Origin of the sequence: Acinetobacter sp. UBA3025 (genome assembly GCF_002367915.1) — a bacterium.
Lineage (GTDB): Bacteria > Pseudomonadota > Gammaproteobacteria > Pseudomonadales > Moraxellaceae > Acinetobacter.
The window spans coordinates 1-7,086 of the sequence record NZ_DFDO01000277.1; the positions used below are offsets into that span (position 1 = coordinate 1).

The following is a 7,086-nucleotide window of genomic DNA, read 5'->3' on the forward strand; positions in this document are numbered from 1 at the left end:
AATTTAAATCGCGGTTTATGTCAGGAAATTACCTCCAGTTTCCTGACTTTTTTATGCCTGCGCTAAAGCCAGCTGAGTTAAATAGAAGCCCACACCCAGCATAAATACTCCGACAATCACACTAGAGATCACATAACTGAGGGCGATCGTGACTGCACCCTGCTTAAGCAGCTGAAAGGTTTCTAGTCCAAAACTGGAAAAAGTCGTAAAGCCGCCCAAGATGCCTACCATCAAAAATAGCCGTGCTTCAGTTTGCAGGAAACTATATTTCTGGCTAAAGGCAAAGAAAATTCCGGCACACAGGCAGCCTATAATATTGATCCACCAAGTCGGCCACGGAAATAGCATCTGTGGCTTGGCAATCAACATTCCTGTTCCATAACGCAGTGTTGCCCCGATTGCCCCGCCCATTGCCACCAAAAGCCAGTTCATGTCTACTCCGTCTTTATTCGATTTTAAACCTTTTCTCAGCCACCATGTGGGACGAGAATAATGAATAACATCATGCACCTAAAATTGCAGAATGAACATGGATCTTTGCCAAAAAATTGGTATATTCGACGCCATTCAAATTGATTTAAGTCTAGAGGGAATCCACATGGCTCAGGAATTACTGGTTCAATTGGCTGCGGGCGAAGCTAAATTTGCAGATGTAATTGCATATATCGATGCGCGCTATGCTCATACACCAACTGCTTTTAAAAATGGTCAACAGGCTAATGCTGCCACTGAAAACCAAGGCAGTGCCAAAGTATTTTCATTTGCCCAACTGAATGGCCTAGATCAGGCACAAACCTTGAGCCTGTTTGCAGAACACTATGCGGCTGTACTGGCCACGCCAGAAGCAACGGATCACCAGAATATCCGCCAGTTCATGCAAAATGGCTGGGATGGCATTGCCTTTGAAGGCGAAGCACTGGCTGCTAAATAGGTTATTCTGCCAAATAAAAAACCGCCTATTTCTGGCGGTTTTTTATATCAAAATAACAGAACAAGATGACATTCGTATTTAAGATTAAAATTATTTTTGGAGAAGTAGTTCAATTTAAAAATGAAAAACTAGAAGGCTCAAAATAAAGTAAATATCAAGAAAGCCAAACCACTCAGAAGCACTCCAAACGCCCCTTTCAGAAAGCTCTAAGTTTTCCAGTTTTAACCTTTACCTACTTTCTCAATCCACTTGATTGAGCTGACCCGGAATACCTCACAAGCACCATCACCGGTATCAGTTGGAGTTAAAGAAGATTTCCAGACAAGGTCTTTATCACGTACCTCAACCAATTCACCTTGCAAACGTACCAGATCACCACGTTTTACCTGTTTAATTGCTTTAGCAATTTGTGGATTAGCAGGAATGATGTGCATATTGGATACCATCTGTTTGGCCTGTTCAATTGGCACTGGCACACGATCCATTTTCCAGTTCAGGTAACGGTTATACTGATTGACCGCAATGTGGCGGGCAATTTCAGGTTGTGCAAACAGCCCCCAACTCACCGCATAATCGATTGGAGAGAACTTAGCCTGCTCGTCGTCGGTATAAATTTTTGACCCCAGAATGCGGAAATCACCTTTAAACGGCTGCAAGACTGAAATAGATTGGTCTTTGGCCATCGGTGGCAGCCCTTTGGCAACATTATGGTCTACAGAAGTGTGACCATAAAGCGGTAGTAAAAGACTGGCCACCAAAGCATAGTATCGAAGATGTTTGAACATAATTCTGTCTTTATTCCATCAAATCTTTTCAAGAATATCTTGTTTGATAGTACGATTTTTTTAATGAATAAATAGTTGAATTTAGTAACAAGTTGATCAATTTTGGTGAGCAGAGAGCTTTAGCGAATCTGATTATTTTCGGTTAATCTAAGCTTGTCTAAGAATAATTTGAATGCGACCATGCTGTATAAATTCTATCAACAACGTATTTTTCCGCATCTACTGAATCAGGTCATGCAGACCCCATCCCTGATGAATTTACGCCGTGAATTATTGTTGCCTATTACAGGTGAAGTCCTGGAAATTGGCTTCGGTACAGGATTGAATCTGCCTTTTTATCAGGCCGTCGATAAAGTCTATGCGCTGGAACCTAACCTGGACATTTTTAAACTGGCTGAGCAGCGCATCAGTCAAAGCCCTTTTGCAGTCGAACAGATTCAGGCTCGTGCAGAAGCTCTGCCTTTCGCAGAAAATAGTCTGGAAAATATCGTATCAACTTGGACCTTATGTAGTATTCCAGATCTGCACCAAAGTCTGCATGAAATTTACTGGGTTCTGAAGCCAGGCGGCCATTTTCATCTGGTTGAGCATGTATTAAACCGAGAGCATCTCAACATTCAGCGCTTGCAGCACTTACTCACTCCGATTCAGAAGAAAGTGGCAGATGGCTGTCATCTTAACCGGGATATTGAAACCGCTCTTTTAGAGGCTGGGTTTGAACTGGATGAAGTTCATTATATCGATGCAGAAGGTATTCCAAAGATTGGCCAGCGTATGCTGTTAGCTAGAGCGCATAAACCGCTTTAATACAGCACTTTTAAATCAGTTATTCTAAACAGGCGGCATTGGGCTGATTTTGGATTGCTTTTTCCAACCTGAAATTCTTGCTGGCTGGTCGCTGATTTGACCTGTACCCAGTCACCTTGCAGCCAGATCCGCTGTTCTGCTTTTAAACGGCGAACCTTATTGGCAACAGCTTCGCTGGCGGCAATCACACTCAGGTTCAGCAAATGAGGTTGAATGTTCGCAGGATTGGCTTGTGCGTCTGTAACGGTCATATTAAAACAACGCCTGTCCTGCTCAAGCTTGATTGGTTTAAATACAGCACTGGATACTTCCGGTACTGCCAGTAACAGATCAATATTACTGACATAGGCCAGATCATTAAAACTTCCCACCACCGGACTGGCTGGATGAATGGTACGGCGCTCAGGCCCATAATACTGTTTAGCCAGTACGCGATATTCAGCCTGATGCGGCTCAATCGATTCTACCTGAAAATTTTTGAGTACCCCGGCCTGCTCCAGATTCGGGATTGCCCGAAAGTATTCCGACCAGATCCATAGTCCAAGCGCAAACAGTGCTGCGGCAATAATCAGTTTATCCATAGTGTAGCGTTGAAGCTTGCTGTCCTTCAGTCTTCAAAATCAATCCGGATGGTCTCAAAACGTACCCGCCCTTCCTGAATGGCTTGAGCAATTGCCATCTGGCCTTTGGTCAGACGTGCACCACCACTTTTAATATCAATCAAAACCACTTCAATATTTTCTGCCAGTCCTTCACCATCACGAAAATCGGTATAACCATCAAAGACTACATAATCCACCGGATCGCCTAAAAATTTGGCATCACTAGGTAGATATTGAAACTCTGGCATGATCGGTGCCAACTGCTCGGCCATTTTGCCTTTGAGTACCGCGCGACTGGTATTCACACTGCGTTTTTGTGCAGCGACTAAAGCTTGCTGATGTTCCAGCTCCAGCTCGGCAATATATTGTTCATATTCTGCTTTAATTCGACCATTTCGCGTCTGGCCCAGAATCAGGGTAGTTAAAACCACTCCAATACAGGCACCAATCAGCATAGCCATTCCAATGGACATTCAATCTTCCTAATCTGCTTTATTTTGCTGCCTACCTTCGACTGAAGTTGAAAGGGTCTGCCATCCAGTAAGCCTGCAAAGAATGATATGCTAGGCGGGAGCAGAATTAAATCATCCCGGGTCATGAAAACTATTTTAATTGCAAATCAGAAAGGTGGCTGTGGTAAAACCATTACTGCGATTAGCCTGACAGCTGCCCTGGCACAAAAGGGTTATAAAGTTGCTCTGGCCGATGCGGACAGCCAGAAATCGACCTTGCAATGGTTGAAACATCGCCCAAAAGATGCCGCACCGATTCAGAGTCTGGACTGGCGAAATGCCAAATCGATTGGGGATGCGCCTAAAAATCTGGAATATCTGATTATCGATGCACCCGGAGCGCTGACTGAAGATCATGCCGAACAGCTAATTAGTGAAGCGGATGCCATCATTATCCCGCTGCAGCCTTCTTTTTTTGATATTGATTCTACGCGCCGTTTTCTCAAACATTTGCAGGATATTAAACGTATCCGTAAAGGCAAGGTTGAAATTCTGCTCCTCGCTAACCGCACCAAACCTAATGCAGCCAGTAATCAGGACATTCAGCAATTCTTTAATAAAATTGATCAGCAACCGGTTACCTGGATTTCTGAACGTGCACCCTATAGCCGACTGGCCATGCAAGGCCTGTCTATTTTTGATAAACAGCAGAAGATGTACCGTGAATTACAGGATCAATGGCAACCTTTATTGAATGCCATTATTGACGATCCAAGCCAATGGTTCTAGTTCTGTTATTTTTAGCCTCTTCTTTTTATTCTTGGGAAAATAATCGTACTACTTCCTGCACTATCGTTTTCGATCGCTTTTTTTTCAGTTAATATGCCTGACACGACCTAAAAAATGAGCTTCTAAATTCAGTGCAACAATACGCGCCCACACTACAAAAAGTCTTATTATTTGGACTATTTTTCATTCTGATTTTTTTGAGTTTTCACATACTCAAGTATTTCATCATTCCTGTAGTTTGGGCAGCCATTATTGCGTACATGACTTGGCCGCTGTATCAGTCGATCTTAAGAATGAGTGGCAATCGGCCGACGCTGAGCGCGACTATAATGATTCTGGGTGTAATTCTGGTATTTGGTCTGCCTTTTATCTTTGCCATTTTTATGCTGCAACACGAAGGCCGGAATCTGTATTTTGAATTACAAAAACAGGTATTCTCAGGTCATCTTAGTGTTCCTGATTTTATTCGCGGCCTGCCACTTGTGGGTAAGGAAATTACCCGTACCCTGAATGAGATAAATGCCGATCCAAACAGTATTGCACAGACCATTTCAGCCTGGATTCAGGGTCATCTGAATTATGGTAAAGTCGTACTGAATGAAATCAGTAAAAACGTCTTCAAGCTGTGTTTTGCTGTGCTGTCGTTATTCTTCTTCTACCGTGATGGACATACCATTCTGAATCAGGTGCGTAAAGCCTTTGAGATGGTAGTCGGTCCACGTATTCACCATTATCTGGCGACAATTTCAGATACCACACGTGCGGTGGTCTATGGGGTAGGCTTAACAGCGATTGCCCAGTCTTTGCTGGCAGGTATCAGCTACTTTGTAGCTGGCGTACCGAACCCGATGGTACTGACCATTATCACCTTTATTTTTGCTTTAATTCCTTTTGGCCCTCCTGTTGCTTATGGTGCAGTTTCGCTATGGCTGTTCTCGCAAGGACAGACCATTGAAGCCGTAGGGGTCATGATCTGGGGTGTGTGTATTGTGAGTACAGCGGATAACGTGATTCGTCCACTGGTCATTTCAGGCGCAACACAAATTCCATTCCTGCTGATCATGTTTGGTGTCTTGGGTGGCATTGCCAGTTTTGGTCTGGTCGGTGTCTTTATTGGACCGGTGATTCTGGCCGTACTACTGGCCATCTGGCGTGAATGGCTACATGAAAGCAACCTGAATGAACCTTTGATGATGCCTAAAGCCACTATGGCGCATGAGGTTGAACCGAAGAAAAAATTCCGTCTGCGTCGTAACAAGACGCCTAAATCACCAGACTGACCGGCTTAAACAAATTAAAACATTTAAGTACTGATTTTCCATAGTGCTTTTGGTCTTGCTCTGTTTCAATAGATTCCGAAAAGCAGAATAAAGATCAAGGTGTGATAATTATGTCTTCATTGTTTAAATTTACAGCTTTGTGCGCAGTCAGTGCCGCACTTTTTACCGGTTGCGCTTCAACCTCTACTTCGACTGAAAATGTTAAAACCGTGACCCTGAATGCAGTCTCTGCACAGGGCGTCGGTGAATCGATTGGTACCGTATTATTGAGTGACAGCCCGGCGGGCCTGGTGATTCGTACTAACCTGAAACAGCTTCCTGCGGGTGAGCGTGGTTTCCACATTCATGAAAATGGTTCATGTGCACCGGGTGAAAAAGATGGCAAACCAGGTGCTGCACTTGCTGCCGGCAGTCACTACAACCCGAATCAGGCACCTCATCATGGCACACCCATGACGGGTCATCTGGGTGACTTACCAGCCCTTAAAGTAAACACTGATGGTACAGCACGTGTGACTCTGCTTGCGCCACGCCTGAAACTGGCAGATGTTCAGGGTCGTGCCATCATGGTCCATGCAGGCGGTGATAACTATTCAGATGAACCGCAGCCATTAGGCGGTGGCGGTGAACGTATTGCATGTGGCGTAATCTGATTTGTTACAGATTATTAGCATTCAAAAACGGGCTTCTTGCCCGTTTTTTAGTAGATATTTCTTTTGAAATTGGCGCTTAAATTGCATTCAAAACCGGCAGTCAAATACCACGGATCATATTCTTGTGAATAGCTCAGATTCCATATTGCATCCTCTTCAGCACATACTTAAAAAAGCCCTGTTGCCTTTTCAGTCCAGTGCCTTGATGACTTACTGTTTGCAGATGTTTATTGTGCTTTCAGGGACAACTTTTGGCCTAAAACTTCTCGGCTATGAGACTTTAATTGTTCCGGTCACTTTAGGGGCAATTGCCACTGCCCTGACCGATTTTGATGACCGTTTAAGTTTAAGGCTGCGCAATCTGGGGCTGGTCATGCTGCTGTTTTTTGCAGTCAGTAGTATGCTGGAATTTCTGCACTCCTATAAAGTCTGGTTTGCACTGTGGTTATCACTTTCTAGTGCCGTATTTATCTTGATGGGTGCTCTAGGACAGCGTTATGCCACCATTTCTTTTGGCACTGTATTGCTGTCCATTTACACCATGTTTGGCTTGGGAGAATATGGACACTGGTATGAGCAGCCGCTGTATTTTGTAGTTGGGGTGGTGTGGTATGGCCTGACTTCGATTCTGTTTTACCTGATTCGTCCCACTTTACAGGTTCAGGAAAATCTGTCCATCAACCTGCAACAGATGGCAGAGCTGCTATCGACCAAAGCCAAATTATTTGATCCCGATAATCAGAATAATGTCGAGCCGCTGCTCTACGAGCTTTCCTTAAAAAATACC

10 protein-coding genes are annotated in these 7,086 nt (G+C 44.1%); 6 read left to right on the top strand and 4 right to left on the bottom strand.

Annotated elements, in window-relative coordinates:
* Positions 1-51: 51 nt before the first annotated feature.
* A complete protein-coding gene (gene crcB / locus B4J23_RS11615) occupies positions 52-432 on the bottom strand; it encodes a fluoride efflux transporter CrcB (RefSeq protein ID WP_286714757.1) in 381 nt (126 codons plus the stop codon).
* Positions 433-598: 166 nt separating this feature from the next.
* Between crcB and B4J23_RS11620 the strand changes: the two genes are divergently transcribed.
* On the top strand, positions 599-931 hold the full coding sequence (locus tag B4J23_RS11620) for a HopJ type III effector protein (protein ID WP_291360772.1): 333 nt from the start codon (positions 599-601) through the stop codon (positions 929-931).
* A gap of 221 nt (positions 932-1,152) precedes the next feature.
* On the opposite strand, the gene B4J23_RS11625 is transcribed toward B4J23_RS11620, so the two are convergent.
* Positions 1,153-1,716 (bottom strand): hypothetical protein, encoded by a 564-nt coding sequence (locus tag B4J23_RS11625; protein ID WP_291360774.1) that lies wholly within the window; start codon positions 1,714-1,716, stop codon positions 1,153-1,155.
* Positions 1,717-1,896: 180 nt separating this feature from the next.
* Between B4J23_RS11625 and B4J23_RS11630 the strand changes: the two genes are divergently transcribed.
* Positions 1,897-2,523, top strand: a complete 627-nt coding sequence (locus tag B4J23_RS11630) for a class I SAM-dependent methyltransferase (RefSeq protein ID WP_291360784.1) — start codon at positions 1,897-1,899, stop codon at positions 2,521-2,523.
* Here B4J23_RS11630 and B4J23_RS11635 read toward each other — a convergent pair.
* Both B4J23_RS11635 and B4J23_RS11640 read right to left on the bottom strand, forming a co-directional pair.
* On the bottom strand, positions 2,520-3,104 hold the full coding sequence (locus B4J23_RS11635) for a hypothetical protein (RefSeq protein ID WP_291360776.1): 585 nt from the start codon (positions 3,102-3,104) through the stop codon (positions 2,520-2,522). The two genes, B4J23_RS11630 and B4J23_RS11635, sit on opposite strands and share 4 nt — an antisense overlap.
* Positions 3,105-3,130: 26 nt before the next feature.
* Positions 3,131-3,598, bottom strand: a complete 468-nt coding sequence (locus tag B4J23_RS11640) for a Holliday junction resolvase-like protein (protein ID WP_291360778.1) — start codon at positions 3,596-3,598, stop codon at positions 3,131-3,133.
* A 123-nt stretch (positions 3,599-3,721) separates the two neighbouring features.
* Here B4J23_RS11640 and B4J23_RS11645 point away from each other — a divergent pair, with 123 nt between their 5' ends.
* From B4J23_RS11645 to B4J23_RS11660, 4 genes are all read left to right on the top strand, one after another.
* A complete protein-coding gene (locus B4J23_RS11645; protein WP_179992145.1) occupies positions 3,722-4,366 on the top strand; it encodes a ParA family protein in 645 nt (214 codons plus the stop codon).
* Between the two features lie 131 nt (positions 4,367-4,497).
* The gene (locus B4J23_RS11650) at positions 4,498-5,646 is read left to right on the top strand and encodes an AI-2E family transporter (RefSeq protein WP_291360780.1); all 1,149 of its coding nucleotides are present in this window, start codon (positions 4,498-4,500) and stop codon (positions 5,644-5,646) included.
* A gap of 110 nt (positions 5,647-5,756) precedes the next feature.
* On the top strand, positions 5,757-6,299 hold the full coding sequence (gene sodC / locus B4J23_RS11655; RefSeq protein WP_291360782.1) for a superoxide dismutase [Cu-Zn] SodC: 543 nt from the start codon (positions 5,757-5,759) through the stop codon (positions 6,297-6,299).
* 205 nt (positions 6,300-6,504) lie between these two features.
* Positions 6,505-7,086: FUSC family membrane protein (locus tag B4J23_RS11660; RefSeq protein WP_291360786.1), on the top strand; the 582-nt coding region annotated here is incomplete at its 3' end.

Excerpts from the sequence above, each read along its gene's own strand:
- B4J23_RS11620 (WP_291360772.1), top strand. The coding sequence starts at position 599 with ATGGCTCAGGAATTACTGGTTCAATTGGCTGCGGGCGAAGCTAAATTT.
- B4J23_RS11640 (WP_291360778.1), bottom strand. The coding sequence starts at position 3,598 with ATGTCCATTGGAATGGCTATGCTGATTGGTGCCTGTATTGGAGTGGTT.
- B4J23_RS11630 (WP_291360784.1), top strand. The coding sequence starts at position 1,897 with ATGCTGTATAAATTCTATCAACAACGTATTTTTCCGCATCTACTGAAT.
- B4J23_RS11625 (WP_291360774.1), bottom strand. The coding sequence starts at position 1,716 with ATGTTCAAACATCTTCGATACTATGCTTTGGTGGCCAGTCTTTTACTA.
- sodC (WP_291360782.1), top strand. The coding sequence starts at position 5,757 with ATGTCTTCATTGTTTAAATTTACAGCTTTGTGCGCAGTCAGTGCCGCA.
- B4J23_RS11635 (WP_291360776.1), bottom strand. The coding sequence starts at position 3,104 with ATGGATAAACTGATTATTGCCGCAGCACTGTTTGCGCTTGGACTATGG.
- crcB (WP_286714757.1), bottom strand. The coding sequence starts at position 432 with ATGAACTGGCTTTTGGTGGCAATGGGCGGGGCAATCGGGGCAACACTG.
- B4J23_RS11645 (WP_179992145.1), top strand. The coding sequence starts at position 3,722 with ATGAAAACTATTTTAATTGCAAATCAGAAAGGTGGCTGTGGTAAAACC.